This is a genomic window from Pantoea sp., from assembly GCF_028283705.1.
In the GTDB taxonomy this organism is placed as follows: Bacteria; Pseudomonadota; Gammaproteobacteria; order Enterobacterales; family Enterobacteriaceae; genus Pantoea.
Genome location: NZ_JAPWKD010000011.1, coordinates 75,458 through 102,028, shown reverse-complemented (window position 1 = coordinate 102,028; position 26,571 = coordinate 75,458). Strand labels below are relative to the sequence as shown.

The 26,571-nt window shown below is 53.8% G+C and carries 22 protein-coding genes; 12 read left to right on the top strand and 10 right to left on the bottom strand.

Annotated features, from left to right (window positions below; all coding sequences use genetic code 11):
* Positions 1–204: 204 nt before the first annotated feature.
* Positions 205–1,617, top strand: a complete 1,413-nt coding sequence (gene fliD / locus PW844_RS07590; RefSeq protein WP_299449906.1) for a flagellar filament capping protein FliD — start codon at positions 205–207, stop codon at positions 1,615–1,617.
* Between the two features lie 25 nt (positions 1,618–1,642).
* Here the strand turns inward: fliD and norR are convergent, their stop codons facing one another.
* On the bottom strand, positions 1,643–3,160 hold the full coding sequence (gene norR / locus PW844_RS07585; RefSeq protein ID WP_299451073.1) for a nitric oxide reductase transcriptional regulator NorR: 1,518 nt from the start codon (positions 3,158–3,160) through the stop codon (positions 1,643–1,645).
* 156 nt (positions 3,161–3,316) lie between these two features.
* Here norR and PW844_RS07580 point away from each other — a divergent pair, with 156 nt between their 5' ends.
* Positions 3,317–3,550 carry a DUF2526 family protein gene (locus PW844_RS07580; RefSeq protein ID WP_299449905.1) on the top strand — a complete coding sequence of 78 codons (234 nt, stop codon included), beginning with the start codon at positions 3,317–3,319 and terminating at the stop codon, positions 3,548–3,550.
* 43 nt (positions 3,551–3,593) lie between these two features.
* Here PW844_RS07580 and PW844_RS07575 read toward each other — a convergent pair whose 3' ends face one another.
* A complete protein-coding gene (locus PW844_RS07575; protein ID WP_299449904.1) occupies positions 3,594–3,863 on the bottom strand; it encodes a hypothetical protein in 270 nt (89 codons plus the stop codon).
* A gap of 506 nt (positions 3,864–4,369) precedes the next feature.
* On the opposite strand from PW844_RS07575, the gene PW844_RS07570 reads away from it, so the two are divergent.
* From PW844_RS07570 to PW844_RS07545, 6 genes are all read left to right on the top strand, one after another.
* The gene (locus PW844_RS07570) at positions 4,370–5,743 is read left to right on the top strand and encodes a NarK family nitrate/nitrite MFS transporter (RefSeq protein WP_299449903.1); all 1,374 of its coding nucleotides are present in this window, start codon (positions 4,370–4,372) and stop codon (positions 5,741–5,743) included.
* A gap of 16 nt (positions 5,744–5,759) precedes the next feature.
* Positions 5,760–9,497 (top strand): nitrate reductase subunit alpha, encoded by a 3,738-nt coding sequence (locus PW844_RS07565; RefSeq protein ID WP_299449902.1) that lies wholly within the window; start codon positions 5,760–5,762, stop codon positions 9,495–9,497.
* Positions 9,494–11,029, top strand: coding sequence for a nitrate reductase subunit beta (gene narH / locus PW844_RS07560; RefSeq protein ID WP_299449901.1), 1,536 nt, complete (start codon positions 9,494–9,496; stop codon positions 11,027–11,029). The genes PW844_RS07565 and narH overlap by 4 nt, the downstream gene beginning before the upstream one ends.
* On the top strand, positions 11,029–11,718 hold the full coding sequence (gene narJ, locus PW844_RS07555; protein WP_299451070.1) for a nitrate reductase molybdenum cofactor assembly chaperone: 690 nt from the start codon (positions 11,029–11,031) through the stop codon (positions 11,716–11,718). The genes narH and narJ overlap by 1 nt, the downstream gene beginning before the upstream one ends.
* Positions 11,718–12,395, top strand: a complete 678-nt coding sequence (gene narI, locus PW844_RS07550) for a respiratory nitrate reductase subunit gamma (protein WP_299449900.1) — start codon at positions 11,718–11,720, stop codon at positions 12,393–12,395. Before narJ ends, narI begins: the two co-directional genes overlap by 1 nt.
* Positions 12,396–12,737: 342 nt before the next feature.
* Positions 12,738–13,946, top strand: a complete 1,209-nt coding sequence (locus PW844_RS07545; RefSeq protein WP_299449899.1) for a hypothetical protein — start codon at positions 12,738–12,740, stop codon at positions 13,944–13,946.
* Between the two features lie 117 nt (positions 13,947–14,063).
* On the opposite strand, the gene PW844_RS07540 is transcribed toward PW844_RS07545, so the two are convergent.
* The 6 genes from PW844_RS07540 to PW844_RS07515 are packed head-to-tail and all read right to left on the bottom strand — an operon-like array spanning position 14,064 to position 19,314.
* Complete coding sequence (locus PW844_RS07540) at positions 14,064–14,924, bottom strand: VOC family protein (RefSeq protein WP_299449898.1); 861 nt, start codon at positions 14,922–14,924, stop codon at positions 14,064–14,066.
* Positions 14,921–15,640: an ABC transporter ATP-binding protein gene (locus tag PW844_RS07535; RefSeq protein ID WP_299449897.1), complete on the bottom strand. Its 720-nt coding sequence runs from the start codon at positions 15,638–15,640 to the stop codon at positions 14,921–14,923. Before PW844_RS07535 ends, PW844_RS07540 begins: the two co-directional genes overlap by 4 nt.
* Positions 15,637–16,416, bottom strand: a complete 780-nt coding sequence (locus tag PW844_RS07530; RefSeq protein WP_299449896.1) for an ABC transporter ATP-binding protein — start codon at positions 16,414–16,416, stop codon at positions 15,637–15,639. Before PW844_RS07530 ends, PW844_RS07535 begins: the two co-directional genes overlap by 4 nt.
* The gene (locus PW844_RS07525; RefSeq protein ID WP_299449895.1) at positions 16,413–17,285 is read right to left on the bottom strand and encodes a branched-chain amino acid ABC transporter permease; all 873 of its coding nucleotides are present in this window, start codon (positions 17,283–17,285) and stop codon (positions 16,413–16,415) included. Before PW844_RS07525 ends, PW844_RS07530 begins: the two co-directional genes overlap by 4 nt.
* Entirely contained in the window at positions 17,278–18,171 is an 894-nt protein-coding gene (locus PW844_RS07520) for a branched-chain amino acid ABC transporter permease (protein WP_299449894.1), read from the bottom strand. Before PW844_RS07520 ends, PW844_RS07525 begins: the two co-directional genes overlap by 8 nt.
* Positions 18,172–18,207: 36 nt before the next feature.
* Positions 18,208–19,314 (bottom strand): ABC transporter substrate-binding protein, encoded by a 1,107-nt coding sequence (locus tag PW844_RS07515; protein WP_299449893.1) that lies wholly within the window; start codon positions 19,312–19,314, stop codon positions 18,208–18,210.
* A 130-nt stretch (positions 19,315–19,444) separates the two neighbouring features.
* On the opposite strand from PW844_RS07515, the gene PW844_RS07510 reads away from it, so the two are divergent.
* From PW844_RS07510 to PW844_RS07495, 4 genes are all read left to right on the top strand, one after another.
* Entirely contained in the window at positions 19,445–19,681 is a 237-nt protein-coding gene (locus tag PW844_RS07510; protein ID WP_299449892.1) for a hypothetical protein, read from the top strand.
* A gap of 136 nt (positions 19,682–19,817) precedes the next feature.
* Entirely contained in the window at positions 19,818–20,519 is a 702-nt protein-coding gene (locus PW844_RS07505; protein WP_299449891.1) for a GntR family transcriptional regulator, read from the top strand.
* Positions 20,520–20,581: 62 nt separating this feature from the next.
* On the top strand, positions 20,582–21,766 hold the full coding sequence (locus PW844_RS07500; RefSeq protein ID WP_299449890.1) for a M20 aminoacylase family protein: 1,185 nt from the start codon (positions 20,582–20,584) through the stop codon (positions 21,764–21,766).
* On the top strand, positions 21,763–22,563 hold the full coding sequence (locus tag PW844_RS07495; RefSeq protein WP_299449889.1) for a pyrroline-5-carboxylate reductase dimerization domain-containing protein: 801 nt from the start codon (positions 21,763–21,765) through the stop codon (positions 22,561–22,563). The genes PW844_RS07500 and PW844_RS07495 overlap by 4 nt, the downstream gene beginning before the upstream one ends.
* 58 nt (positions 22,564–22,621) lie before the next feature.
* Here the strand turns inward: PW844_RS07495 and PW844_RS07490 are convergent, their stop codons facing one another.
* Both PW844_RS07490 and PW844_RS07485 read right to left on the bottom strand, forming a co-directional pair.
* A complete protein-coding gene (locus PW844_RS07490; protein WP_299449888.1) occupies positions 22,622–24,982 on the bottom strand; it encodes a glucose/quinate/shikimate family membrane-bound PQQ-dependent dehydrogenase in 2,361 nt (786 codons plus the stop codon).
* 276 nt (positions 24,983–25,258) lie between these two features.
* Positions 25,259–26,374, bottom strand: coding sequence for a metallophosphoesterase (locus PW844_RS07485; RefSeq protein ID WP_299449886.1), 1,116 nt, complete (start codon positions 26,372–26,374; stop codon positions 25,259–25,261).
* Positions 26,375–26,571: the final 197 nt, after the last annotated feature.

Genomic DNA, 26,571 nt, shown 5'->3' with positions numbered 1-26,571 from the left:
AATCAAACCAGGAAAGGCGCGCGGCTTTTGACAGCCGCCCTTTTCTTGCTGCTTATTTTTTGACCTTCCGATCAATCCATCAGTACAAATGCCCTGAAAAACGCGCCTTAACGTAAGGATTGCGTAATCTTATCGATCATAAGATCCCACCTTGTTGTAATTTTTTAGGCAACAGATGTAATAAAATATTAACAGGAGGAGAAAATGGTAGGGATTTCTACGTTAGGTATAGGCTCGGGGTTAAAACTTGATGAGATTCTCACCAAGTTAACCACTGCGGAGAAACAGGTTTTAACCCCTATTTCAAAGCAGCAATCAGCAGCGACTGCCAGGCTTTCTGCCTATGGTTCGCTGAAAACAGCAATCCAGAATTTTCAGACAGCAAACAGTAAGTTGCAGGAAGCCGGGCTTTATACCCAGACCAACACAGTCAGCAGCTCCACAGCGTTTAGCGCAGATTCTGACGGCAAAGCGATTCCGGGAAAATATACCGTCAGCATTACGCAACTCGCGCAGGCACAGACCCTCACCAGCGCGGCAAAAAATGACACCAAATTGCCAGCCGGCAGTGATGCGGATAGCCGGACGCTAAAAATTTCCATGGAGGATGGCAAAGAGCACAACATTACCCTCAGCAAAGACCAAACCTCACTTTCAGCACTACGCGATACCATCAATAAGGCCAATGCGGGTATCACAGCCAGCCTGATTCGTGTCTCTGATAAAGAGTATCGTCTGTCGTTAACATCAACCGAAACCGGCACCGGACATGCGGTGAAATCCATTGCGGTCACGGGTGATGATACGTTACATGGCTTTATTGGTTATGATGCCGCTGCCAATAGTAACGGGATGACACAAAATGTCGCTGCGAAAAATGCGCTGTTCAGCATTAATAACGTCAGCATTGAAAATAGCAGTAATGTCATTACGGATGCGGTTGAAGGTGTCACGCTTAAATTAAATGATGTGACCACTGGCAACCAGGTCCTCACGGTTAGCAGTGACAGTGCCAAAGCAAAAACCGCAATTTCTGATTGGGTCACGTCGTATAATTCGCTACAGGACACAATAGGAAATCTGACCAAATACACACCGGTAGATGCGGGTCAGGATCAGGACAGTAAAAATGGTGCTTTGCTGGGAGATGGAACGCTGCGCATTATCCAGACGCAATTAAAAAGTATTCTGGCTAATAGTTCCGGCTCCACCACGTTCAAAACTATGACCCAGGCGGGCATCACTTCCGACCCCGTGAGCGGTAAACTCAAACTGGATGAGGACAAGCTCGGTAGCGCACTCTCCGTCACCCCGGAGGCTGTCCGCGATATTTTTGCCGGAGATGGGAAAACTACCGGGGTAGCGACGGTGCTGGCCACCAGCATGACTTCAATACTGAGCAGCAAAGGGGTGCTCCAGGGGGCAACGGATAGTATCAGTAAAAAACTCAATTCGTTGACCGATCACTATAATAAAGCCAGTCAGAAAATAGATAATACTATTGCCCGCTATAAAACTCAATTTACTCATCTGGACACAATGCTCAGCTCACTCAACAGCACGAGTAGTTATCTGACCACACATTTCGAAAATATGACCAATAGCAACAATAAATAACTCCCAGTGACCCGGAGATGCCGGGTCACTTTATTCCCAGCTTTTTAGCCTGACGATGCAAATTCCCCGGATCGACCTCGAGAATTCTGGCGCAGGTCGACCATTTTTTTCCATTGCTATTAAACACCCGCAAAATGTATTCGCGCTGGAATTCCCGCGTTGCCTCCTGCAAGCTTGTATTGGGTGCATAATGATTGGTAGTTTCAGTTAACGGCAGTGTCATGTCTGCATGTAATGAAAAATGAGATGGCAGCAGTTCAATTTCATCATTACTGGCATCAGCTCTGGCAATGACCGCCGCGCGATAAATGGCATGCTCCAGTTCACGAACATTACCTGGCCAGTCATATGACATCAGCAACGCGCGCAAGCTGGCGTTAAGCGAGATTCGCTTCAACCCAAATTTGATCCGGCATCGTTCACTAAAAAACCCAGCCAGTAAGATGACGTCTTCATTGCGATCGCGCAGCGCGGGTACATACAAAGGAAAAACACTCAGACGATGATATAAATCGGCACGAAAAGTACCGTCAATCACCGCCTGTTTCAGATCTTTATTGGTGGCAGCGATAATCCTGACATTCACCTTCAACGCCCTGTCCTCACCAACGCGCTGCAAATCACCGTATTGCAAAACGCGCAACAATTTCGCCTGTAAGGCGAGTGGCAGCTCCCCAATTTCATCAAGAAATAAAGTTCCGTTATCGGCCAGCTCAAATTTACCGGCACGCTTATGCACCGCACCGGTAAATGCCCCTTTCACATGACCAAATAATTCACTTTCCGCCACCGTCTCCGGTAACGCGGCACAGTTCAGATAGATAAGCTCATTAGCCCGGCGGGTTGATTGCTGGTGAATAGCCTGAGCGACTAACTCTTTCCCTGTCCCCGTTTCTCCCGTTATCAGCACATTGAGATCCGAAGGCGCCACAATGCTGATTTCTTTCTTCAGTTGTAGCATGGTGGTCGATTCACCAATGATTTCACTGACCGAAGATTCATTATGTTCCCGTTGCAGGGAGGCGAAGGACGTGGTGTTTTTTTCCAGCTGTTCCAGTAACAGCGCATTGTTCAGCGCAGTGCCAGCCAGATTCGCCACAAAACGCAGTTCCCGGTCGCGAAAGGCGGCAAAATGATCCGCCTGCAAAGCATCCAGCGTTAGTGCTCCGATCAGGGTTTGCCCATAAAACAGCGGTAAACCAATACAGGCATGAACATGCAGCTCCGTATTTTCGGGAATCAGCCCATCCCAGGGATCGGGTAAATCACTATCCGCAGGAAAACGCACCACATCACCCGCACGCGCAATCGCTTCCAGCCGGGGATGTGCGTCGAGACTAAAACGACGCCCCATCACATCAGGTGCCAGCCCCGCCGTGGCCAGGGGGCGAAAGCCGAGATTTTCGTAACGCAGCAGCGCGGTAGCATCGCATCTAAACAGATGGTGGATACTGTGGATGATGCGACTAAAGCGATCATGCCCTGATAGCCCACTCTGCAATTCAACTGCCAGAGCGGCAATACCGTCAAAGGAAAGGGCCATCATTGTTTACTCGCCAGATAATGTTAAAAACACAATAGCAATGCATTGTAATATTGACAAATCAGAAAGAGTTTAATGTTTAAGATCATATAATTACAAACTGGCATGGATCATGCGAGAAAAGTATATGCTCGCTAAATAACAGGTGAACCTACTATGAAGCATCGTGATGAAGTTTTTGCCCAGGTCGAGGCGGCAGTCCACAACAATGTCATCCGGGAGATGAACGAATTGCTCGGACAGCTGAGTTCAGATGCTGAGCTGAGTCGTGAAGATCGATTTGCAGCCCAGCAACGCCTACGTCAGGCCGTTTTTATGCGAGATCAGGAAAAGGATGAACTTGCTGCACAACGTCATAAATGGCTAACGCGCGGCGGGGTGATTAAATGACATATATACCAGGGCCGCATTAAAATGCGGCTTTACGCTGACCTTACTCCACTTTACTACCCGCTGCTGGCGTCCAGCTATGCCAGATCTGCCAGAACACCTCGCCCACCACCTCACGTAAATCATCGATAGCAAAATCAGTCTTCACCGTAATGCCTGCCAATGTTGCCGTTATCATAGATTTATGCGGCTTTTCGGCCAGTGCCAACTGAAAAGCCTCACAGTGATTACCCAGCCACACCATACGGCTGCAAGTGCAGGAAGGTGCATTGTGTACCACTAAATTTGGATCCCTTTTTTCTTCAACCAACATATCAACTCCTTATCAATCCGCCATTACCATTAAGCGGGTTAAGGCAAGTAACATGCCAATTTCAGCCCCCTGTATTTAAAGGAATAATACCGTTCCCTCCTGAGGGAGGTTGTCTATTTGACCTGTCTTACCGACATCAATTGTGTAATTAACAATAAAAAATAAAGCAAAGCGGCAGCTGCCATTTAAATGATAATCATTATCCATTGAATGGCAATAAACACCTTGCAGAGGTACATATTTAAATAATTATGAAAACAACTGGTTAATTAGAAATGAAACTTGCCCTTACATATTGAAGGGATATCTGGCTTGCTTATTTCTCCATTTCTTTCTATGAAAAAATAACCCTTCATGATGAGTTTCTCACCTCACAGGCAAATATACCTCCAAAGGGGTATTACGATCGACACATAAGATGATTCTGGATCAAAGTTTTTAACCTACTGTTATTGATTTAATAAAAAGAAACCCATGCAGTCAGGCTTCAAGACCAGGAGGAATATGTGAGCGTAAAAAAGCTTCCATCTGAAAAATCATTAATACAGCAGTGGACTCCTGAAGACCCCAGTTTTTGGCAACAGCAAGGGCAGCATATTGCACGACGTAATTTGTGGATCTCCGTCAGCGCGTTATTACTGGCGTTCTGTGTCTGGATGCTTTTTAGTGCCGTTACGCTAAATCTCAATCGGGCCGGATTTAATTTTTCTGTTGACCAGCTGTTTTTATTAACCGCCCTGCCATCATTGTCCGGCGCGATTTTTCGTGTGCCCTACTCGTTTATCGTACCGGTACTCGGCGGCAGACGCTGGACAGTCATCAGCACGGCGATTTTGGTAATTCCCTGCCTGTGGCTGGGCTTTGCTGTGCAGAATCCAGCCACTCCTTATGCGGTGTTCATCATCATTGCATTGCTGTGCGGATTAGCCGGGGCAAATTTCGCGTCCAGCATGGGCAATATCAGCCTGTTTTTCCCTAAAGCACGTCAGGGGGCAGCACTGGGCATCAACGGTGGATTAGGCAACCTGGGGGTGAGCGTCATGCAATTGCTGGCCCCGCTGGTGATTGTGGTGCCTTTCGTCGGCGGCATCACCCTACAGGATGGCAGCACCTTGTGGCTGGCGAACGCCGCATGGATTTGGGTGCCATTGCTGATTATCGCCTCGCTTGCCGCCTGGTTTGGTATGAACGATATCGCCGGGATGCGCGCATCATTACGTGATCAGCTCCCGGTGCTGAAAAGTGTCCATTTATGGATTCTGGGCATGTTGTATCTCGCGACTTTTGGATCTTTTATCGGCTTCTCCGCCGGTTTTGCCATGCTGGCTAAAACGCAATTCCCGGAAGTCAACATTATCCATCTCGCCTTCTTTGGCCCGTTATTGGGGGCGCTGGCTCGGTCAGCAGGCGGCATGATATCGGACAAGCTGGGCGGCGTGCGCGTCACCACCGTGAATTTCCTGCTGATGGCGTTCTTTTCTGCGCTGCTGTTTTTAACCTTACCCGGTGCGCGAGGGGCCTCATTTTTAAGTTTTTATATCGTATTTATGGGGCTATTCCTGACCGCAGGTTTGGGTAGCGGTTCCACCTATCAAATGATTGCCGTGATATTCCGACAGCTCACCCAGCAGCGCATGCTGGCAAAGGGAGTCAGTCCTGAAACTGCCCGCCATACAGCCATTACCGACACCGCCGCTGCACTGGGGTTTATTTCTGCATTAGGTGCTATCGGGGGCTTTTTTATTCCTAAAGCCTTTGGTACGTCGCTGGAAATAACCGGTTCACCAATCGGCGCGATGAAAATATTCCTGTTGTTCTATCTCGTTTGTTTTTTTATCACCTGGATTCTTTACGGCCGTCGTAAAGCGGTCACCGAATAATTACTGGAGAAGCGTCATGAGTAAACTTCTTGACCGCTTTCGCTATTTCAAACAGAAAGGTGAAAGTTTTGCGGATGGACATGGTCAGGTATATCACACCAACCGTGACTGGGAAGACAGCTATCGCCAGCGCTGGCAATACGACAAAATTGTGCGTTCCACCCACGGCGTCAATTGTACCGGTTCCTGTAGCTGGAAGATCTATGTCAAAAACGGCCTGGTCACCTGGGAAACACAGCAGACGGATTATCCTCGCACCCGCCCTGACCTGCCTAACCATGAACCACGCGGTTGCCCGCGTGGGGCCAGTTACTCATGGTATCTGTACAGCGCCAATCGTTTGAAATACCCGCTGATTCGCAAAGCGCTGCTGGAGCTGTGGCGCGAAGCATTGGGCCAGCACGCCGATCCGGTGATTGCCTGGCAAACGATTATGGCCGACAGCGCCAGGAGTGAGCATTTTAAAACGCAGCGAGGCCGTGGCGGCTTTGTGCGGGCCAGCTGGCAGGAGTTAAACCAGCTGATTGCCGCCGCCAATATCTGGACCATCAAAAATTATGGCCCGGATCGTATCGCCGGATTCTCCCCGATTCCCGCCATGTCGATGGTCTCCTATGCGGCGGGCACACGTTATCTGTCGCTGATTGGCGGCACCTGTCTGAGTTTTTACGACTGGTACTGCGATCTGCCACCGGCCTCGCCGATGACCTGGGGCGAGCAAACCGATGTACCGGAATCGGCAGACTGGTACAACTCCAGCTATATCATTGCCTGGGGTTCCAATGTGCCGCAGACCCGCACGCCGGATGCCCATTTTTTCACCGAGGTACGCTACAAGGGCACCAAAACGGTTGCCATTACTCCCGACTACTCCGAAGTCGCCAAACTGAGCGATCAGTGGCTGGCCCCGAAACAGGGCACCGACAGCGCACTGGCGCTGGCAATGGGGCATGTGATCCTCAATGAGTTCCACCTGAAAAGCCCCAGCGATTACTTTATCAACTACGCGCGCCACTACACCGATATGCCGATGCTGGTGGTGCTGGAACCGCGTGAAGATGGCAGTTTTGCCCCGGGTCGCCAGTTACGGGCGGCTGATCTGATCGATAACCTTGGTGAAGAAAATAATCCGCAGTGGAAAACCGTGGCCTGTGATGCTTCCGGTGAACTGGTGGTGCCCAATGGTTCGATTGGTTTTCGCTGGGGTGAGAAAGGTAAATGGAATCTGGAGCCAAAAGCAGCAGGCGCAATCACGCAATTAGCGTTGAGCCTGATTGAGCAGCGCGATGCGGTGCTGGATGTGGCTTTCCCCTATTTTGGTGGACTGGAAAGCCCGCATTTCCGCCATGTGGAGCAGGAGTCGGTGCTGCGGCATAAACTGCCGGTGAAATACCTGACGCTGGCTGATGGCAGCCAGACGCCGGTGGCTTCTGTTTATGATTTGACTCTCGCCAACTACGGCATCGATCGCGGGCTGGATGATAGCAACTGCGCCCGCGATTATGACGATGTTCGTGCCTACTCCCCGGCATGGGCGGAACAGATTTGTGGCGTACCACGCAGCCAAATCGAAAAAATTGCCCGTGAGTTTGCCAGCACTGCGCATAAAACGCATGGTCGTTCGATGATTATTCTCGGTGCCGGTATCAACCACTGGTATCACATGGATATGTCCTACCGCGCCCTGATCAACATGCTGGTATTTTGTGGCTGCGTCGGTCAGACCGGGGGCGGCTGGGCGCATTATGTCGGACAGGAAAAACTCAGGCCACAAACCGGCTGGACGCCGCTGGCTTTCGCGCTGGACTGGAACCGTCCTCCGCGTCATATGAACAGCACCTCGTTTTTCTATAACCACGCCAGCCAGTGGCGGTTTGAAAAACTGCAGGTAAAAGAGTTGCTGTCACCCTTAGCGGATCCGCAACAGTATTCCGGGCATTTGCTCGATTTCAACGTTCGCGCTGAGCGGATGGGCTGGCTGCCCTCTTCACCACAACTCAATATCAATCCGCTGGACATCGCTACAAAGGCGCAGCAGGCCGGTCAGTCGGCCGAAGCCTGGACCGCTGCGGCGTTGAAGGCTGGCGATCTGCGCATGGCCAGCGAACAACCTGATAGTGGCAACAACCATCCACGCAATATGTTTATCTGGCGATCCAACCTGCTGGGTTCTTCAGGAAAAGGCCATGAATATATGCTGCGTTACCTGCTGGGGACCGAGAGCGGTATTCAGGGGGAACCCGAGGATGATGAAGCGCTGATGCCGGAAGAGGTGGAATGGCAAACCGCAGCGCTTAAAGGCAAGCTGGATCTGCTGGTGACGCTGGATTTTCGCATGTCCAGCACCTGCCTGTTCTCCGATATCGTCCTGCCAACCGCCACATGGTATGAAAAAGATGATATGAACACCTCGGATATGCATCCGTTCATTCATCCACTTTCCGCTGCCGTTGATCCCGCCTGGGAATCCAAAAGCGACTGGGAAATCTACAAAGGCATCGCCAAAACCTTCTCGCAGCTGTGCGTGGGGCACCTGGGTCAGGAGACCGATGTGGTCTTGCAGCCGATTCAGCACGATTCTCCGGCCGAGCTGGCGCAGACGGGTGACATTCTCGACTGGAAAAAAGACCAGTGTGATTTGATCCCCGGTAAAACCGCACCACATATCATCAGCGTGCAGCGCGATTACCCGGCCACTTACGAACGCTTTACCTCGGTTGGCCCGCTGCTGGAAAAACTGGGGAATGGCGGCAAAGGGATCAGCTGGAATACCGACAAAGAAGTGGATCTGCTGCGTCGTCTTAATTACGTCAAAGCTGAAGGACCGGCAAAGGGGCAACCTCAGATCAACAGCGCGATTGATGCGGCGGAAGTCATCCTGACGCTGGCACCGGAAACCAATGGCCAGGTGGCGGTAAAAGCCTGGAATGCGCTTAGCGAGTTTACCGGTCGCGACCACGCGCATCTGGCACAGCCGAAAGAAGAGGAAAAAATCCGCTTCCGCGATATTCAGGCTCAGCCGCGCAAGATCATCTCCAGCCCGACCTGGTCAGGACTGGAAGATGAACACGTTTCCTATAACGCCGGATACACCAATGTGCATGAGCTGATCCCGTGGCGCACCCTGAGTGGACGCCAGCAGCTGTATCAGGATCACCCGTGGATGCGCGCGTTTGGTGAAAGCCTGGTGGCCTATCGTCCTCCGGTGGATACGCGCAGCGTGGCGAATTTAAGCCATATCCCGTCGAACGGTTTCCCGGAGAAGGCGCTTAACTTCCTTACCCCTCATCAGAAATGGGGTATCCACTCCACTTACAGCGAGAACCTGCTGATGCTAACGCTGTCGCGTGGAGGCCCCATCGTGTGGATGAGCGAAGCCGATGCCAAAGAGTTGGGTATCGAGGATAACGACTGGATTGAAGCCTTCAACGCCAACGGAGCCTTAACCGCGCGTGCGGTGGTCAGCCAGCGCGTACCCGCCGGTATGACCATGATGTACCACGCGCAGGAGCGTCTGATGAATATCCCCGGTTCCGAGGTCACCGGGATGCGTGGCGGTATCCACAACTCGGTGACCCGCGTCTGTCCAAAACCCACCCATATGATTGGTGGCTACGCGCAGCTGGCTTATGGCTTTAACTACTACGGCACTGTTGGATCCAACCGTGACGAATTCATCATGGTGCGCAAGATGAAGAAGGTGAACTGGCTCGATGACGAAAACCGCGATCAGGTGCAGGAGGGTGCGAAATGAAAATCCGTTCACAGGTCGGTATGGTGTTAAATCTGGACAAATGCATTGGTTGTCATACCTGCTCAGTCACCTGCAAAAACGTCTGGAGCAGCCGCGAAGGCATGGAATATGCCTGGTTTAACAATGTCGAAACCAAACCGGGACAGGGCTATCCCTATGCATGGGAAGACCAGGAAAAATGGCACGGCGGCTGGATCCGTAAAATCAACGGCCGCCTGGCACCGCGTCTCGGTAATCGCACCTCGGTGTTATCCAAAATCTTCGCCAACCCGGTGCTACCGGCCATTGATGATTATTACGAACCCTTCACCTACGACTATCAGCATCTGCATACCGCGAAAGCGGGCAAAAACCAGCCCACGGCACGCCCGCGTTCTCTGATTAGCGGCGAACGTATGGATAAAATCACCGGCGGTCCCAACTGGGAAGAGTTACTGGGTGGTGAATTCAGTAAACGTTCGGCGGATAAGAACTTTGATTCGATGCAAAAGGAGATGTACGGGCAGTTTGAAAACACCTTCATGATGTATCTGCCGCGTTTATGTGAGCATTGCCTGAATCCCAGTTGCGTCGCTACTTGTCCCAGCGGCGCGATCTACAAGCGTGAAGAGGACGGCATTGTGCTGATCGATCAGGACAAATGCCGTGGCTGGCGTATGTGCATCAGTGGCTGCCCTTACAAGAAAATCTATTTCAACTGGAAAAGCGGCAAATCCGAGAAATGTATTTTCTGTTATCCGCGTATTGAATCGGGCATGCCGACCGTTTGCTCAGAAACCTGCGTCGGCCGTATCCGCTACCTTGGCGTGTTGCTGTATGACGCCGATAAAATTGCCGAGGCGGCCAGCACCGAAGACGAGCAACAACTGTATGAACGCCAGTGCGAAGTGTTTTTAGATCCCAACGATCCACGGGTGATCGAGGAAGCGCTGAAGCAAGGCATCCCACAAAATGTGATCGATGCGGCTCAGGCCTCACCGGTGTGGAAACTGGCGATGGACTGGAAACTGGCGCTGCCGTTGCATCCGGAATACCGCACGCTGCCGATGGTATGGTATGTACCGCCGTTGTCTCCCATTCAGTCAGTCGCCGATAACGGTGGGTTGGAAAACAATGACAGCGTGCTACCCGATGTCGAAAGCCTGCGCATTCCGGTGCAGTACCTTGCCAATATGTTAACCGCAGGCGACACCGCGCCGGTGTTGCGCGCCTTGAAACGCATGATGGCGATGCGTCATTTCAAACGTTCCCAGACGGTAGAAGGCGTCACCGATACCCGCGCGCTGGAGGAAGTCGGGTTGACGGAAGCCCAGGTGGAGGAAATGTACCGTTATCTGGCTATCGCCAATTACGAAGATCGTTTCGTCATCCCCACCAGCCATCGCGAACTGGCGCGTGAAGCGTTCCCGGAACGCAATGGTTGTGGCTTCAGCTTTGGCGATGGTTGCCACGGCAGCGATACCAAATTCAACCTGTTTAACAGTCGCCGAATTGATGCCATCAACGTTGGCGATAAAGCGGGAGGTGAATGATGGAGATTCTTAAACTCATCGGCATCCTGCTGGAGTATCCCGACGAGGAGGTCTGGCAACATCAGGAGGAGGTGCTGTCGCTGGCCGCGCAACAGCAGCCGGGATTGCTGCCTTTTGTGCAGCAGTATCTCGCCACCCCACCACTGGATATGCAGAGCGACTGGTGTGCCTTATTTGAACGCGGCCGGGCAACCTCATTGCTGCTGTTCGAGCATGTTCATGCGGAGTCACGCGATCGGGGCCAGGCGATGGTGGATTTGCTGGCGCAATATGAACGGGCCGGATTGCAACTTAACTGCCGTGAACTGCCCGATTACCTGCCTTTGTATCTCGAATATCTGAGTATGTTGCCTGCCAGTGAGGCGCGTCAGGGGTTGCTGGATATCGCGCCAATTCTGGCGTTGATCGGTGGACGGCTGAAGGAGCGCGACAGCAACTTTTGCCAGCTGTTTGATGCGATGCTGCGTGTGGCGGAAAGTCCGTTACGCAGTGACAGCGTCACAAGCCAGGTTGCCAGCGAAGTTCGCGATGACACCCATGCCGCGCTGGATGCGGTCTGGGAGGAAGAACAGGTGAAATTTATTGATGACAACGCCTGTGATAACAGCGCGCAGCAGCAACATCAACGACGCTTCCGGGATGAACATTCACCCCAGTATCTCGATCTCTCTGCGGGAGGATCACGCTAATGCACTATCTCAATTTGTTGTTCTTTGATATCTATCCCTACCTGTGCGGCACCGTTTTTCTGGTCGGCAGCTGGCTGCGTTACGATTACGGTCAGTACACCTGGCGCGCCTCCTCCAGCCAGATGCTGGATAAAAAAGGCATGCGCCTGGCCTCGAACCTGTTTCATATCGGTATCCTCGGTATCTTCTTTGGACATCTGTTTGGCCTGCTGACACCGCACTGGGTGTACGAGCCATTCCTCTCCATTGCCGCCAAGCAGAAAATGGCGATGGCGGCGGGCGGCGTGTTTGGCATCATGACGCTGGTGGGGGGCTTGCTGCTGTTAAAGCGTCGTCTGTATAACCCGCGCATCCGGGCCACCTCGACCCATGCCGATGTGCTTATCCTCGCCATTCTGGTGATCCAATGCACACTGGGGCTGACCACTATCCTGTTCTCGATGCAGCATATGGACGGGGAAGGCATGATGAAACTGGTGGGCTGGGCGCAGGCGATTGTCACTTTCCGTGGCAATGCGGCTGAGCATCTCAACGGGGTGGAGTGGATTTATCGCGTTCATCTGGTGCTGGGTATGACGATTTTCCTGCTGTTCCCGTTTACCCGCCTGGTACACGTGTGGAGTGCACCAGTGGAATATTTTACCCGTCGCTATCAGGTTGTGAGATCACGCAGATAAAAAATCGGTCCAGCTGGCATTTGCCTGCTGGGCCGATGTTCATCCGTTACGATGGCAAGTTTGAAACTGCGCGGCATGCAGCGCTTTTATCTGACAATAAGTCATATAATTAACGCCAGTTAATGCCCATCGTGAAACGGAGTTCCAATGGATATCAATCCAACCCTATCGGTACGTCCAATTATGGGAAGCAGGCGTGACTTTGGGATTCGGCAGCGTTAGCCTGGCGCTCAGCACGGCCACTGAGAGCATGGCGGTTAACCTGATCGAGACTGAACCCACGGAATAACCACTATCCTGCATTGACGCGGGTATTTTTCCTCCACCAGGCACGGAATCCTTATGAATAGCCAGACAACCTTATTGATCTCCCCCCTTGTACCAACGGCAACGCCCCCTGTGATGCTCTGGCAGACGGGGTTCTCTTCGCAGATTGCTTTTGTCAGCCAAAGCCCCCTGAATTTTACAATGTCCCCGCGCGCTGCTTATCCAAATAATCCGGACAGTGCGGAAGAATATGAACGCTGGAGAATTGACTGGCTCAGGACAAACCTGAAGGCTGTCGGTGGCAAGAAGACTGCGCTGGATAAACTGATAGCGCTGCAAAAAATGCCGGGGTATCAGGGCTGTAGCATGAGGACTCTGACACGCCTCCTGAAACGAGTGGGGATGAACGTGAGTTATGACATAGTGAAGCTGGCTCAATTGGCACACCGAACAAAAATCACCGATACGCAGCAAACATGGTTTGATGGCAACTGGAAAAAGGCCTGCGGTTTATCTAAGAAGGAACGGCTAAGAAGCCTGCTCAGCCAGCCAGGAAGACCCCCTATCAAGCCACCTGAACTTTGGTTATTGCTTTATAACGCAGCTCAGCCTACGGGAATGACAACGGTGCGTAATATGCTGGCGGCAATGACGGTCAACATCAACCAGGTGCAGATTAAGTTAGTGAATGATACCTGGCATAGCCTTGACCATCGCCACACCACCAGCATTGTGCCCCAACTGATCAGGTTGCTGCTGCGGCTCGAAAACAAGTCCAGCCTGCAACCGGTTGAAGTCATGGTTGCCTTGACAGAAGGCAATGTCGAGGTCAACTCCACGGCGATGGGACATGCCGCCGCCGCGGCGCGGGTCAGGTTCACCCAGGCTGATGTGGCGTGGATAAAGAGAGTCTGGCCGGGCATCAACAAAGAAGTGCCGCAATTTATGCAAATGGTGGAATTGCTAAACCAGTATCAGGATCTGGATGACATGACACCTGGCAAAGTGGTGCGATTGCTATGGGAAATTGACGAGTATGTCTGCCCGGCGATCATAGGTCATGCACGCAGTATGGTCATGCAACAACGTAATGGTGTTGTCGTTGACCCTGATGACCCGGTTCCTGAGCTTATCGATCTGGAACCTGAGTCAGCGATGAGCCCCCCTCCTCCTGTTGCAAAACCAGCCTCACCCGTCCGATTTCAGTTACCAGGGCAAGACGAACTTTTCCCTGTTAAGGAACAGGAGTGGAAATGGCAGTTGGACCAGGAACTGGAACCTTAACCACCGTGTGCCAAAGCCCGGAGCAACCCTCCATTTTGCCGCCCTGGAGACGACACCGATTCCATCCCTGGAACAGTGGTATGACGGGTCAGAACAGCAACTGAAATGGCCTCGGGATCAGGAGTTGGGCTGATGAGTAGCTTCCCGAAACACCAGCGGCAAATACCCTGATGCCTCAGCGCTGACCCGCACAGCACCGTCACGCATGACAAACGGTATTTCCCCCTGATCAAGACAGGATTGCAGTACCGATAAGGATTCTACCGCAAACACCAGCGCCACCATCCGGGCTTCAGGTGCGGTAAGCGTCATGCCAAACTCCCTGTTCACCTGTTGCGGGGTAATCACCCGGATGCGCGTCCGTCCCCCCTGCAACGCGTAGCCCGCACCGCTGGTATCCAGCACCGGCTCGCTGGCAAACAGACGGGCATACAGTGCCATCCCGGCTCCGGGATTGTCAGCAGCCAGCACAAACTCGGTGATGTCCTTCACCCCGTTCGGATGCTGCTGCCACTCCGGCTGCCATACCGCCTGTGGTGTCAGGTGCTGGCAGAAAAAGCTGAACCCTCCGGCAACTGCACTGGCACGCAGCCGGGTAATACAGAACCTGGCATCACAATGTTCACCATCAGGCAGGGTCACTTCGCGAGAGAACATCGTCGGTGGTTCCCCCTCCAGGTGCAGCGCCTTCAGTATCTGCCACGCCTGCCGGGCATCGGTAGTTTTCCACACCAGTCCCGCCAGACCAATCGTCACCTGCCACAATCCCCGGCTGCCAGTGGCGCGCGTCGGTTCATAACCCAGCAGTTCCAGATAGTTTTCGCCAAAAATCGCCAGATGGTTGCTGGACCCCATGCTGTGATGCCCGCGCGCCAGCAATTGAAACCCCATCCGGGTAAAACGATCACAGGCCTGATCGAGTTGGTCATTCACGTTAATCACCGCGTGATCAAAACGTGGTTTGAGCGGAGAAGTCATGCTGCCCGACCTCCAAAGTAGAGTTCCCGCATCTGCGGATCGTTAAGTAATTTGTCTGCGGTGCCACTCATGGCGACCTTGCCCAGCGCCAGCACATAGGCACGATCCGAGATATGCAGTGCTTCCATCGCATTCTGCTCCACCATCAACACCGTCACTTTTTCCTGATGACGGATAGTCTGAATCGCGCTGAATACGTCACTCAGCATTTTCGGTGACAGGCCAGCAGAAGGTTCATCCAATAACAACACCTCTGGTGCGGGCATTAACGCACGCGCCAGCGCCAGAATTTGTCGTTCTCCCCCCGAGAGCGCTGAGGCTGCCATACGCCATTTGGCCTTCAGCACCGGATAGGTTTCCGCCAGGCTGGCCATGCGCTGACGTCGCTGTTCCGGGGCGAGAAACTGTCCGCCGGTTTGCAGGTTTTCCGCAATGGTCAGGTTGTTAAACACGTTATTTAACTGCGGAACAAACCCCAGCGCACAATCGCGCACTTTGCGGTGTGCCGGAATGCCGCCGGTTTCCCGGCCATTGATGGTGACACTTCCCTGACGCGGAGCCAGAAAGCCAGCAATGGTTTTTAACAGCGTCGATTTACCGCAACCGTTGGGACCCAGCAGCGTAACGATTTCACAGTCGTTAACCTCAAGCGAAATACCGTGCAGGATATCGATGCCTGGGGTGTATCCTGCCACCACTTCATTCAGCGTGATCATACTGCTTCCTTTAATGCAGCTGTGCCGTGGCCGAGATAGGCCTCCAGCACCTGTTGATTGTTAGCCAGTTCATCCGGACGGCAGCTGGCGACGATCTGTCCGCGATCCAGCACAATGCAGCGCTGGCACAGGCTGGCGATAAAATGCATATCATGCTCAATCACCAGCAACGCAATCCCCTGTGCCGCGAGCGTCAGCAGCGTCTCTGCCAGTTGCTGGCGCAGATGCGGATGCACCCCCGCCATCGGTTCATCGAGCATCAGCACCTGCGGATTGCCCATCAGCGCGCAGGCAATACCCAGCAATTTCTTCTGCCCGCCCGATAACGCCGCGGCAGGCAAATCTTTCACCTTGCTGAGCAACATGACTTCCAGCAGATGCAATGCTTTCTCTTTATCCTGCCGTTCGATTTTCCGTGCCTGCCGCAAGGCCAGCAGACCACTCCACAAGCCATGGGCGCGCGTTCCGGCAGCCATTACCACTTCCAGCACCGTCATTTTTTCCGGCATCGCCGGTAACTGAAAAGTACGGGCGATACCGGCAGCAATAATGCGATGCGTGGGCAGACGGTCAATGGTGTGCTCTGCAAAACGGATGCTGCCGCTGTCCGCAGGCGTAAAGCCAGAGATGGTGTTCAGCAGCGTACTTTTGCCTGAGCCATTCGGCCCCAACAGGCCGAGGATTTCCCCCTTCCCCAGCGTGAAGCTGACGGAGGTCAACACCTTGTTACCGCCAAAGGCTTTACTCAGGTCAGTGACCTGTAAAATGGGTGTCATGATAAAACCCTCAATTTTTCCGGCAGCAGCCCCGCCGGACGCAGCAGCAGGCAGAGCAGCAAGGTGAATCCGACCAGACCGAGACGTAATGCGCCGGTCAGATCAGCGCTGAAGTGTAAGTAGTCTTTGGCAAACGGAATCAGGTTGTATAGCGCCTCCACCACCAGTACGCCAAGCAACACACCCCGCACGTTACCCAGCCCCCCAATCATCACCATGCTCCAGATCAGGAAGGTTTCCGATGACAGCAGATAATCAGGGCTGGCGTAGTTGGTGTACCAGGCCAGCAACATCCCTGCCAGGCAACCCATCACCGCACTGCTCATCAGCGCCCGGCATTTTAGCCACGGCAGCGAGTAACCCATGCACATTGCCAGCTGCGGTTGCTCACGCATCAGGCGTAGCGCGCGACCAAAGCGACTGGCAGCAAAACGCAGGGAAACCACGGTACTTAACGCCACGGCCAGCAAAATCACTCCGCCAAACAGCAGTGGCCCGCCGTTCCAGGGTGCGCTAATACCGCCAATCCCCTGTGCGCCGCCGGTTATCTGATCCTCATTGGTCATGACAATGCGGATGATCTCCGCCAGCGCCAGCGTCGCGATGCCCCAGTAATCCGCTGCCAGCTGACGACCCAGCGTTGCCATCAGCAGGCTGACTAACATGGCAATAGCGATACCTGCCGGTAAGGCAAACCACAATGACCAGCCGAACTGGCTGCTCAGTGCCACCGCGTAAGCGCCGATACCGACGAAAGCGATATGGCCGAAGTTGAGTAACCCGGCGTAACCCGCCTGGAGATTGAGCGCCAGTGCAATGACCGCATAGATCCCCGCCAGGCAGAAAATATTCAGGAGAAACTCAGACACGTCGCACCTCACGGTTAAACAAGCCAAAAGGACGCAGCCATAAAGCCAGCAGCAGCATGACAAACGAGCAGGCATTGACCCAGGTCACCGGCACAAAGGCCATTTGCCCGTCAATCAGACTGCCGAAATCGACATTGGTGATAAGGGTTTCGGTGATGGCGATCAGCAACGCACCAAACACCGCCCCGAGCGGGTTACCCAACCCACCGAGAATGGCGGCCGCCAGCACCGGCAGCATCAGGTCATTGCCCTGATTAATGTAGGCACTGCCCTGCATCGCCATCATCGAACCCCCGAGGCTAGCGAGCATCCCGGCCACCAGATTCACCACATGCACGATGGCAGTGGCGTTAAGCCCCGATGCCGCTGCCAGTTCACGATTGCTGGCAAGCGCGCGCACCGCCCGCCCCTGCGGCGTCCAGAACAACACCAGCGCAAAGACGAGGATCAGCGACAAGGTAATGATCAGGCTGAACAACCGGTCACTGGAGAGACGCGCACCGGCGAACTCCCACATGCTGCCCATCGGCAGATTAAAGCTGACGGGTGCCGATCCCTCGGCCCCCAGCATCACCGCGATAATCACCATCGACACCGCCAGCGAGCCAATCATGGCGTTGGCGGTGCCACTCTTCAGCAATGGCTGAAACACCCAGTGATGCAGCAGCACCGACAACAGGCCGCACAACACAGCGGCCAGCAGCATCGCCAGCAACAGCGGCATACCGAGTTGCAAACCACCGGCGGTAAGAAACGCGCCGGTCATGGCGTATTGCATATGGGCGATATTGGCAAAACGCACCAGCCCATAAACCAGGCTTAATCCCAGCGCCACCAGCGATAAATCGGCAGTGCGCATTAGCGTATCGAGCATAAACGGCAACATAACGTTTTCCTGCAATCAAGACCGTAAAGGCACGGGTTAGCGCGCCACCAGTTCACCGTTCTGCGCTTTCACGTTGAGATACGGTTGGCTCTGGCGTTGGTTATCGCTATCCAGATCGAGTTTGCCGGTCAGGCCGTTAAAACCTGGTGCGACGGTTTGCATGGCGGTGATCATGGCTGCCGGTGCGCTGCTGTGTGCCTGCTTGATCGCAGCTGCGGCTAGCATGATGCTGTCATAGGCATAGCTACCGTAGACGGAACGCGGTTTCTCTTTAAACTGTGCCTGATATTGCTGGTTATAGGCTTCTGCCGCCTGATTACCGCTGGCTCCGCCCACTTCCATACCAAGCTGACCATTGGTGTACTGCACAGGAGAGTCGGCAATCGCCATCGTCAAATACATGCCGTACCACGGGGTGTTGTGCAGGCCAAGTTCCCACGCCTCACGATTCAGGACGATGGCATCCTGACCGTAGCTGGTATACACGTAAGCCTGGGGTTGAGCGCGGGAGATTTGCTCCAGTTCACGGCGGTAAGAAGGCTGCCCACTGGTATACAGCACCTTTGCCACAACTTTGCCGCCAGCGGCTTCAAACGCTTTGGTGAATTGCTGTGCCATGCCCTGGCCGTAGGCCCCATCTGGTGCGACAAATGCCACTTTGCTGTAACCCAGTTTGCGCACATCTGCGGCTGAGAAACGCGCGGAAAGATCATCAAGACCAATCACGCTCCACGAGGTTTTACCGATTTTGCGGATATCGGCACTGGTGCCGGAAATATTGATATGCAGCAGCTGGTTCTTCACCAGGTATTGCCCCACCGGGATAGTGACACTGGAGGAGAAATCCCCTACGACCAGCGGCACTTTGTTGACCTGCGTCAGCTTGCGCACTGCACTCAGGCCCGTCACCGGGCTGCCTGCTGAGTCTTCCACTATCACCTGGAGTTTTTCACCGTTTACACCACCCGCAGCATTGATCTGATTCACCGCCAGTTCGATACCACGACGCTGATCTTCACCAATGCTGGCGCTGGTCCCGGTGAGCGGCAAAATCGCCCCCAGCGTGATATCCGCCAGTGCGTTATGTGCAACCAGTGACAACAAAACACCCGTAACAGCCGAAAAGGGGAACATCTTTTTCATGATCTTTCTCCAGTTTTCAATAAGTTCCGGCTCTGAGGCCGGTATCTATCCCCATAAAGGGGCCCTGATGTTGGCGAGGTGAAGCAAAGTCGATGCAGAAGTGCATACACTTGTGTATTAAGCAAGGGCTGTGCCATACGCCACAATGGCAGGCATGAAGAAGCAGCGGGTTTCTGCCGCTGGTGAGAAAATACTCAACAAATACAACGCCAGTGACCGCAGAAATAATTTTACCTGGCAAACGATCACGGGATTAAAAAACCAATCAGGCAGGATTTATCGTAATGCACAAGTGAATACACTTAAGTCTATTTTGGTGCAGCGCTGTCATTTCATGGTGCAAATAAACATAAGCATGGCGTCTTAAATAAAGCGGGATTGCCCGAGAGGATGCACGCAGAAGTGTATGCATTTATTTGTTGAGTTGCGCCCCGGGACTGTGCTAACAATTTAAAAATAGCGCTGCGGTAGTCACGATGCAGCAGGGAATTAAGGGGACAGCATTGGTCATCGCAAAAAAGAAAATCCGCAGTGCCGACAGCGTAGAAAAGGTGTACGAGAAGGTTAAGCTGCTGGCAATTGACTACCAGTTTCGTCCTGGCGAACGTGTCAATGAAGTCGAGCTGGCGGCGGAGCTGGGGGTTTCCCGCACCCCGGTGCGCGAGGCGCTGAACCGTCTGGCGCAGGAAGGTTTTATGAACTTTGTACCGAACCGGGGTTTTTACTCGCGCGATCTGACGCCAGACGGTGTGCGTGAACTGTATGAAGTGCGCATGGTGATTGAGCAATCCACCTTTCGCTTTGCCTGCCTGCGCGCCAGCGATGAAGATATTGCGCGTACTACCGCCATCTGGGAAAACGTCACCCTTCATCCCCCCGAGTTGCAGGATGCCGACTACTGGGCGCGCATTGCCCAAGTGGATGAGCTGTTTCATATGGAGATTGCCCGTATCGCCCGCAATACCCGGCTATACGAGATGCTGGAGAGTTTAAACTCCCTCAGCCGCTTCTTCCGTCGTATCGATCTGGAAGCCCCGGTACGCCGCAATAACGCTTACGATGAACATGTGGAAATTATTGCCGCCCTGCGCGCCCGTGATATTGATAAAGGCGTCCGCTTAATGGAACAACATATTTCCCTGAGTTCAGAGCATGCTGTGGCGGTGACCAAAGAAGGCCTGGCGCGGATATATTTAAGTCTTTGAATCATTAATTAGCGGCGGTTATTCACACCGCCATGTTATTACCTATCATATTGCGGGGCGCTATGGGAGATATTTCTCAGGAGCTGATCCGTCAGGCGATTGACTGGCGGCGGGAATTGCATCGCATCCCGGAAATTGGTTTACAGGAAATCAAAACATCAGAAAAGATCGCTGAGTTATTAAGCGGGTTTGGTCTGGAAGTCCATCGTGGTATTGCCGGGACCGGTATGGTGGCGGTCCTGCACAACGGGCCAGGTCCCACTATCGGGCTACGCGCAGATATTGATGCGCTGCCGATGCAGGAACGCACTGGCTGCGACTGGCAATCGATCCATGCAGGAGCGATGCACGCCTGCGGCCATGATGGACACAGCGCTATCCTGCTCGGGGCCGCGCGTCATTTAGCGCAAACGCGCCAGTTTAGCGGCACCGTCTGTTTTATTTTCCAGCCCGCAGAAGAGAATGCCGGAGGTGGCCGCCTGATGATTGAAGACGGTTTATTCAGCCGTTTTCCGATGCAGTCGGTATTTGCACTGCATAATTGGCCCGGCCTGCCACTGGGTGAATGCGCTATCAGTCCCGGGGTGATGATGGCATCGCAGGATAACTTCACCATCACGCTACAGGGGAAAGGCTGCCATGCTGCCATGCCGGAACGGGGCGCTGACCCGATTATCGCCGCCTCGCAGCTGGTGCTGGCGTTACAGACCATCGCCGCGCGCCGCCTGTCGCCGCTGGAGCAATGTGTTATCAGCGTGACGCAGATTCACGCCGGGGAAGCTATTAACGTCATCCCGGATCGCCTGACGTTGGCTGGCACGCTGCGCTGCCTGAGCACCGCGACGCGCGAGCGTTGCTGGCAGCTGATTGACGACTATGCCCGCACTGTCCCGCAGGCCCTGGGTGTCACGGGGAGCATCGAGTGGGCCTATGGATACCCGGTCACCCAAAACCACGCCAACCAGGCTGACGCATTGCGCCAGGCCGCCCTCGCGACGCCAGCTATCACCTGCGTGCATGACAATCCGCGTCCCTCAATGGCGGCTGAGGATTTTGCTTATCTGTTGCAGGCCTGCCCCGGAGCCTATTTATGGCTCGGTGCTGACGGCACGAGGCCGTCCGCTTCGCTGCACAGCCCGGATTACGATTTCAATGATGACCTGATCGCCCCTGGTATCGGCTTGTGGGTTTCACTGGTGGAACGGTCATTACCTTCGCGTTTTTCTGACCAGGAGATGCCCCGATGAGCCACATCCACTTCTTTGGTGCCGGACAGATGGCAGAAGCCATCATCCGCGCAGCGTTACAACGTCACACATTATCTGCCAGCCGTGTCACCCTTTCGGACATCGATCCGGCTCGTATTGCACTGCTCCAGACGCGTTATCAACTCACCAGCACCCTGCCGGAACCCGCAGCGCTGGCCAGCGCCGACTATATTGTGCTGGGCATCCGCCCCCAGGATGATCTGGCAGCGGTTGCCGCGCAGATTAATCAGTATGCCGCCCCGAATACCACCGTGATCTCCATCATCGCCGGGGTGACACTGGAGAAACTGGCGGCGCTGCTGGGAGCCACGCGTCCTATCGCACGCATTATCCCCAATACCCTCACCGATACCGGACAGGGCTTCAGTGGTGTGGCGTTTAATCAGCAGGTTGAGCGTGGCCCACTGCTGCCGTTCCTCGAAAGTTTCGGCAAGGTAATGCTGCTGGAGGAACGTCTGATTGATGCCTTCACCGCCTTTGCCGTGGCCGGGGTGAACTACGTTTATTACTTTATTGAATCGTTAGCGGATGCGGGCGTACTGGCGGGATTGACGCGCACGCAATCCACCCAGGCGGTGTACGAAAATCTTATCGGCGCAGTGGAGATGCTGAAGCTGAAACAGTGCCACCCGCGCCAGCTGATGGATATCAACAATTCCCCGGGCGGCGTCGGTATCAACGGCATATTTGAACTGAACAAAAGTGATTTTGCTGCCGGATTACAGCAAAGCGTGCTGGCGGCATTGCGCAGAACCACCGAATTATCCGGAAACTAAACGAAATCGCCCCCGCCGGAGAACCCGACGGGGGCGAGATTGACAGAGCTAATCAGGTTTACGGCAGCTTATAAGCGATAACGTAATCGCCCAGTTTGGTGCCGAATGAACCGTGCCCACCTGCCATGATTACCACATACTGCTTGCCATCGACCGCATAGGTCATCGGTGTTGCCTGACCACCCGCAGGCAGACGAGCCTGCCACAGCAACTGACCATCACGGACGCTATAGGCGCGCAGGTAGTTATCCAACGTACCCGCCACGAAGAACACGTTACCGGCAGTGGTAACCGGACCACCTAACATCGGCACACCCATTTTGAACGGTAACGGTACCGGAGCGCTGTCACGCACCGTACCAATACGTTTTTTCCAGACAATCTGATGATTTTGCAGGTTGATCGCGGAAACAAAGCCCCATGAAGGTTGCAGGCATGGCAGACCAAACGGTGACAGGAACGGATTCAGTTCCACACCATAAGGTACGCCGTACATATGCTGCACACCTGATTCAGAACCGGAGCCCGCAGCCCCATCGGCACCCGGCTCGATCGGGTTGCCCGGACCACGCGGAATCAGTTTGGAGATAAACGGCATTGCCATCGGGTTGGCAATGGCAATCTGACGATCGGTATCCACCGCAATACCGCCCCACTCAAACATGCCGAAGTCACCCGGGAATACCAACGTGCCCTGCTCAGAAGGCGGCGTAAACGGCCCTTCGTAGCGCAGACGATGGAACATCACGCGGCACACCAGCTGATCGAACATGGTGGCACCCCACATATCCTTGCCCTGCAATTTCTGCTGCGGACGGAATGTCAGCTCAGAGAATGGCTGGGTTGGATTGAGGTGATCACCTTTGGCCGGACCTTGCGGAACCGGAGTTTCCGGGGCCGGGACCACTGGCTTGCCGGTTTCGCGGTTCAGAACAAAAATGTTGCCGGTTTTAGCCGGGACATACACCACCGGAACGGTGTTGCCGTCTTTGTCGGTGATATCCGCCAGCGTCGGTTGTGAAGGCAAATCCATATCCCACAGATCGTGGTGTACGGTCTGATAGAACCAGGCCAGTTTACCGGTGGAGGCATGCAGGGCTAACAACCCACTGGCGAAACGTTCCTGGTCAGCGGTGCGATTGCCACCCCAGATATCTGGCGTGGACACACCCATCGGCAGATAGATGATGTCACGTTTGGCATCGTAAGCTGCCGGAGCCCAGGAGTTCGGTGAGTTGGCGGTAAAGGTTTCGCCATCTGCTGGCAGCGCATTCGGATCTTTCGCGCCCGGATCGAAGGCCCACACCAGTTTGCCGCTGTTGATATCAAAACCACGGATCACACCCGAAGGTTCGCGTGTGGACAGGTTGTCAGTCACCGAACCCGCCACAATCACCATATTATCCGTCACGATCGGCGGAGATGTCGGCTCGTAACCACCCGGATAGGCATTCGGCTGCTGATGTTGCAGATTCAGTTCGCCATGATTAGCGAAAGTCTGGCAACGCTCACCGTTTTGCGCGTCGAGCGCGAACAGACGACCATCATCCACTGGCAGAAAGATACGGCGAGCACAGCTGGCAGGCTGGCTGGTGCTGCCTTCGGCTGCGGTCGGCATTTCATGATAAGAGACGCCACGGCAGGTAATGTGCTGGAAGGTCGGATCCGATTTCAGTTTGGGATCAAAGCGCCATTTCTCTTTGCCGCTCGCCGCATCCAGAGCAATCAGGATCTGATGTGGGGTGCAGAGATACAGCATATTGCCGACTTTCAGTGGCGTCACTTCGTTGGTGATTTCACCTGGGTCATTGGCGGTTTTGTGATCGCCGGTCTCAAACTGCCAGGCAACCTGCAAATCTTTAACGTTGTGCTCGTTAATTTGCTGCAACGGTGAATAGCGCACCCCTTCCTGTGTACGGCCATACGCAGTCCAGTCTTCCGCCGGAACCGTAGAAGCAGCTGGTGCTTTATCGGTCAGCGGCAGTTCGCCGTTGATTTCCTGCGGATCGTGCAGCGCAGAACCCGCCAGCAACGCCACGTTAGCCAGCAAGGCGACCAGCATCGCTCCGAGCGGCTTTTTGTTATCGGTGGAGAATTGACGATAGCTGAAAGGCAGGATCAACCAGATACCCAACAACACCCAGATATCCAGACGCGGAACCAGCGTCCAGTAATCGCTCCCGGCTTCATGCCAGGCCCAGATAGCGGTAAGCAACAGAATCGCGGCGTAAAGATAGAGCGCGCTGCGCTTTTTCTTCAGCAACAGCCAGCTAAACGCCGCCATTGCCAGACCGCTAATCAGGTAATAAGCACTGCCGCCCAGCGACAGCAACCAGACACCACCAATCAGCAACCATGCAGCACAAAGCACTGAAAAGATGAGTGTTAACAAATTTAAAATTCGGGATGCCCGTGACATTTTATTAACCTTGAAGGAAAAAACGTGACAACTGTAAATAATTTACATCATTAGTGTAAACGTTATCACAAGATTTTTACATTATAATTCTGTGCGAATTTCTTCCAAATATTGAAAGTTACCTTATTTATCAGATAATTAATTGTTATTACTTCTTTCTGAATTGAAGTTTTCGATATGGGGGGGTTGATGAAATGGAGCTTCAGTGGAAACGATATCACAGTGGCGGCGCGATTTATCGCGCGAAGTAGTGATGGGGCTGCGCGCCCCCATCACTCAGTTTGCTCTTTTCAGCGTAATGCGCGTCAGTTCAGAAGGACGTCCTAAACGCACTGCCATGCCCGGCCACAACGCAGTGCCGTTATTCACGTAAAGCTGCATACCTTCTACGGCATAAAGGCCGGAAACAAAGCCGCCATTCGGTTTAGCAAACAGGCGATCAAACCCGGCAATCAGGCCGCCATGGGTGTGGCCGGATAGCTGTACATCCGCCCCTTGCGCCGCATTCTGGCGCGCGTTGCGCGGTTGATGGTCCAGTAACACCACCGGTGCATTGAGCGGCGCACCCGACAGTGCGCGGGCCAAATCCGGCCCCGGAGCACCTCGGCCAGGGGCCGACGCATCGGTCACACCAACAATCACCAGGCTGGCATCATCGCGGGTCACAACCGTGTGGCTGTTGAGTAAAGGTTTCAACCCCAGCGCGGCGAGATGTTCCGTCCAGCGCGCCTGTTCAAAGAAATATTCGTGATTGCCGGTAATGGCAAACACGCCATCAGGCGCGCTCAGGCCCTGCAAGGGCGCAACATCATTGCGTCGATTGTTCAGCGTGCCATCAATCACATCACCGGTGACGACAATCAGGTCCACCTCCAGCGCCATCGCCTTCTCCACCATCTTCGCTGTCCATTTTCCATTGAACAGTTTGCTGATGTGTAAGTCCGTCAGCTGCAACAACTGATAACCTTCAAACTCAGCAGGCAGGTTCTTAATGTTGAAAACCACATCTTTCACCGGTGGGACGCGTATCGCCTGATGCACACCCACAGCGGCCAGCAACATGGCGATCCCGCCAGCCAGATAGCGTACCTCGGGGGAAATGACCAGCGGATGCCCGACCAGCAGCGCAATCAGCCCCACCGCATCGATGACCACCTGAAGCATGGCGAGAAACAGCACCGCACAGAATGCCCAGTTGAACAGGATAATCACCGGACGCGGCATTTCCGGCGACATGATGCTGCCGGAGGTAAAACGACTGAAAAACAGGTATTGCGTGGCAAGCAACACCACGGCCGAGAACAGAATCTTCACCCCAAGCGGCAACGCCAGGGGAGCAATGAAACGCGCGATGACATACCAGCCAGGTATGCTGAAAATCAGGTGAAACATCGTGATATCCCTGGGAATCAGGCAAAGTTTAGCGTGCCATTATCGGCGAAAAACATGTCAGCGACTTTTCAAAACTGGCGAAATCCGACGCCAGTTACGCTGCAAATTCCAGCAAACAGTTTCCATCTGGATGTACAGACGTCCAGATGTAGATTATAGTGCGTTCCCTGTACCCGACCTGCCACGCAGGGAGAGAC

Excerpts from the sequence above, each read along its gene's own strand:
- fliD (WP_299449906.1), top strand. The coding sequence starts at position 205 with ATGGTAGGGATTTCTACGTTAGGTATAGGCTCGGGGTTAAAACTTGAT.
- norR (WP_299451073.1), bottom strand. The coding sequence starts at position 3,160 with ATGGCCCTTTCCTTTGACGGTATTGCCGCTCTGGCAGTTGAATTGCAG.
- PW844_RS07580 (WP_299449905.1), top strand. The coding sequence starts at position 3,317 with ATGAAGCATCGTGATGAAGTTTTTGCCCAGGTCGAGGCGGCAGTCCAC.
- PW844_RS07575 (WP_299449904.1), bottom strand. The coding sequence starts at position 3,863 with ATGTTGGTTGAAGAAAAAAGGGATCCAAATTTAGTGGTACACAATGCA.
- PW844_RS07565 (WP_299449902.1), top strand. The coding sequence starts at position 5,760 with ATGAGTAAACTTCTTGACCGCTTTCGCTATTTCAAACAGAAAGGTGAA.
- narH (WP_299449901.1), top strand. The coding sequence starts at position 9,494 with ATGAAAATCCGTTCACAGGTCGGTATGGTGTTAAATCTGGACAAATGC.
- narJ (WP_299451070.1), top strand. The coding sequence starts at position 11,029 with ATGGAGATTCTTAAACTCATCGGCATCCTGCTGGAGTATCCCGACGAG.
- narI (WP_299449900.1), top strand. The coding sequence starts at position 11,718 with ATGCACTATCTCAATTTGTTGTTCTTTGATATCTATCCCTACCTGTGC.
- PW844_RS07545 (WP_299449899.1), top strand. The coding sequence starts at position 12,738 with ATGAATAGCCAGACAACCTTATTGATCTCCCCCCTTGTACCAACGGCA.
- PW844_RS07540 (WP_299449898.1), bottom strand. The coding sequence starts at position 14,924 with ATGACTTCTCCGCTCAAACCACGTTTTGATCACGCGGTGATTAACGTG.
- PW844_RS07535 (WP_299449897.1), bottom strand. The coding sequence starts at position 15,640 with ATGATCACGCTGAATGAAGTGGTGGCAGGATACACCCCAGGCATCGAT.
- PW844_RS07530 (WP_299449896.1), bottom strand. The coding sequence starts at position 16,416 with ATGACACCCATTTTACAGGTCACTGACCTGAGTAAAGCCTTTGGCGGT.
- PW844_RS07520 (WP_299449894.1), bottom strand. The coding sequence starts at position 18,171 with ATGTTGCCGTTTATGCTCGATACGCTAATGCGCACTGCCGATTTATCG.
- PW844_RS07515 (WP_299449893.1), bottom strand. The coding sequence starts at position 19,314 with ATGAAAAAGATGTTCCCCTTTTCGGCTGTTACGGGTGTTTTGTTGTCA.
- PW844_RS07500 (WP_299449890.1), top strand. The coding sequence starts at position 20,582 with ATGGGAGATATTTCTCAGGAGCTGATCCGTCAGGCGATTGACTGGCGG.
- PW844_RS07495 (WP_299449889.1), top strand. The coding sequence starts at position 21,763 with ATGAGCCACATCCACTTCTTTGGTGCCGGACAGATGGCAGAAGCCATC.
- PW844_RS07490 (WP_299449888.1), bottom strand. The coding sequence starts at position 24,982 with ATGTCACGGGCATCCCGAATTTTAAATTTGTTAACACTCATCTTTTCA.
- PW844_RS07485 (WP_299449886.1), bottom strand. The coding sequence starts at position 26,374 with ATGTTTCACCTGATTTTCAGCATACCTGGCTGGTATGTCATCGCGCGT.